Origin of the sequence: Thiorhodococcus fuscus, from assembly GCF_042682685.1 — a bacterium.
Taxonomy (GTDB): Bacteria; Pseudomonadota; Gammaproteobacteria; order Chromatiales; family Chromatiaceae; genus Imhoffiella; species Imhoffiella fuscus.
Genome location: NZ_JBHUHX010000075.1, coordinates 1 through 670, shown reverse-complemented (window position 1 = coordinate 670; position 670 = coordinate 1). Strand labels below are relative to the sequence as shown.

At 65.2% G+C, this 670-nt stretch carries 1 protein-coding gene; it reads right to left on the bottom strand.

Going from position 1 to position 670, the window contains the following annotated elements; genetic code table 11:
* Positions 1-670: GTP-binding protein (locus ACFSJC_RS20010; RefSeq protein ID WP_386029093.1), on the bottom strand; the 670-nt coding region annotated here is incomplete at both ends.

Genomic DNA, 670 nt, shown 5'->3' with positions numbered 1-670 from the left:
GGCGATTTCCTCGCCAACCTTGATGATGCCGCGCTCGACACGTCCGGTCACCACGGTGCCGCGACCCGAAATCGAGAAGACGTCTTCGATCGGCATCAGGAAGGCACCGTCGACGGCACGCTCGGGCTCGGGGATGTAGCTGTCGAGCGCTTCCATCAGCTTGTCGATCGAGGGACCGCCGATCTCGGAGGTGTCGCCTTCGAGCGCCAGCTTGGCGGAGCCGGTGATGATCGGGGTGTCGTCACCGGGGAAGTCGTAGCTGGAGAGCAGCTCGCGCACTTCCATCTCGACCAGCTCCAGGAGCTCGGCGTCGTCGACCATGTCGGCCTTGTTCAGGTACACGACGATGTAAGGCACACCGACCTGACGCGAGAGCAGGATGTGCTCGCGGGTCTGAGGCATGGGGCCGTCGGCGGCCGAGCACACCAGGATCGCGCCGTCCATCTGCGCCGCGCCCGTGATCATGTTCTTCACGTAGTCGGCGTGCCCGGGGCAGTCGACGTGCGCATAGTGACGGTTCTCGGTCTCGTACTCGACGTGAGCGGTCGCGATGGTGATGCCGCGCTCGCGCTCTTCCGGAGCATTGTCGATCTGGTCGTAGGCCCGCGCTTCGCCACCGAACTTACGCGCTTGGTGCGTGGTGATCGCCGCCGTCAGCGTGGTCTTGCCG